This is a genomic window from Oleiphilus sp. HI0123 (assembly GCF_001635315.1).
In genome coordinates this window covers 1-1,824 of the sequence record NZ_LWGE01001258.1, presented here as the reverse complement: position 1 = coordinate 1,824, position 1,824 = coordinate 1, and the positions used below count along the sequence as shown (strand labels likewise).

General features: G+C 44.3%; 1 protein-coding gene. It reads right to left on the bottom strand.

Going from position 1 to position 1,824, the window contains the following annotated elements; genetic code table 11:
- Positions 1-66: 66 nt before the first annotated feature.
- Positions 67-1,737, bottom strand: a complete 1,671-nt coding sequence (gene panP, locus A3761_RS14855; protein WP_068510044.1) for a pyridoxal-dependent aspartate 1-decarboxylase PanP — start codon at positions 1,735-1,737, stop codon at positions 67-69.
- Between the last annotated feature and the right edge of the window lie 87 nt (positions 1,738-1,824).

The window sequence follows — 1,824 nt, the reverse complement described above, 5'->3', positions numbered from 1 at the left end:
AGCAGTAATCTAGATTTAGCCTTGAGTGATTAAATCTATGCACCAATAGTCTGTGTTTATCTCAGACTATTGGCTATCCTCGGAGAGCTGACACAAACTACGCAATAACTTCATTGCTCGTTGAACCTCCATAGAAGCGTTCACGATTTCTTTCTGCTCTGCCAGAATATCTCTTAATGTATCAGTGGTCGTCAGTGGATTTGCTAATACCACTCGAAAGACGACACATGCTTGTCGATTATACTTCGGGGGTTCCAAACGCGTTCTTGAAACAAACGATAGGCCTTTCTCACGCTGAGTTTTTTGTACAAACTTAGTGATACGATCCAGAACTGCATTGATCTTTTCCATCAAAATATCGTCTGCAACTGCTAACACCGACGTTGCAAACTCCGGGCAATAACGATAAGTAATAATATTTAACTCAGGATAGGTAATCACCTCGAAGTCCTGATCGTTGTCGATCATGGCAGCAAAAGCTTTGGCTTTATTGATACCTTCGTTGATCAATATCTCGTATCCATCTTTGGCAATAATCTTCAGGCCAGAGTGAATCAGCATCGCCATTCCCGGGCGTGAACCTTCGAGAGTTGTACTTCCCAAATCCTTCGAGCCACGACGGACAACATACTGAGCATGATGTTCAATGGCCTTCAGTTTCTTTGGGTCCTTAAACACCACCAAGCCACTACCCATCGGAACATATAACTGCTTGTGTGCATCCAGGGTGACAGAATCTGCTTTTTCGATGCCTTTTAATAAAGAGCGATAGTCATTTGAAAATAATGTCGGGCCACCCCAGGCTGCATCGACATGAAAGTGAGCCTTAAACTCGCGCGCGATTTCAGCCACTTCTTCAAGAGGGTCGATATTGCCTGTCTCTGTTGTACCGGCAATGCCAATCACGCTAATTATGCAGATATTTTCTTTCTTCAAGCGAGTGCAGGTATCTCGTAAGGCTTCCAGATCTATACGGTTATGCTCATCAGTCTCTACAGAAACCAGGTAATCTCGACCTATGCCGATAATATCTGCTGTTTTGCTAAAAGAGTAATGCCCTCTTTTTGAGACCACGATTGCAGCACCATCATAACCATAGTACTTAATCGCTCGAAATAAGCCTTCATGGGCAACGCCCTTGAAGTTTCCTTCGGGTGGAAAGGCTAAATTTCGAGCCGCCCAAAGAGCTGTGATATTGGCAATGGTGCCGCCTGAGCACATTGCCCCCAATGCATGCCCTGCATCGTGCATCCACTTGCTATAAAAATCACTGTCTTCAGCGTATACCAGGCGGTGCAACATCCCGAGCACCTGTCTCTCTAGGGGCGTAAACGCTTTCGAGGTTTCGGTTTTTACCAGGTTCTGGTTGAGCGCAATCATGATCTTGGAAAGCGGCAACATGAAATAAGGTAAAGCAGAGGTCATATGACCAACGAAGCTAGGCGATGAGGTGTGAACAGACTGCGCAACTATTTTATCTAGAAGAAATTGAGTATGTTCGGATACAAAAATGGGCTTTTCAGGAATCCTGGGATCAGAAAAGTCTTTTTCCATTTCTTGCAAATCATGTTCGACCGCGACGATATGGTCCTGCATAAATCCTGCAAGATTATTAGAAACGTCTTTATCAATACGGCTAAGAGTAGAGTCTGGTGCTTCGGGTACTGTAAATACTCGATACATACTCTCTATGCTTGCCTGAGCAAACTTCTGCTTATGGTATAACTTGTCCAACATAGCTCACAACGTAGATTCAATACCCAAAATTTGAACGGGCGCTAGTATAGTCGGTCGTACAAAGGATAACCAGCCAAGGTCTCTTGC

Excerpts from the sequence above, each read along its gene's own strand:
- panP (WP_068510044.1), bottom strand. The coding sequence starts at position 1,737 with ATGTTGGACAAGTTATACCATAAGCAGAAGTTTGCTCAGGCAAGCATA.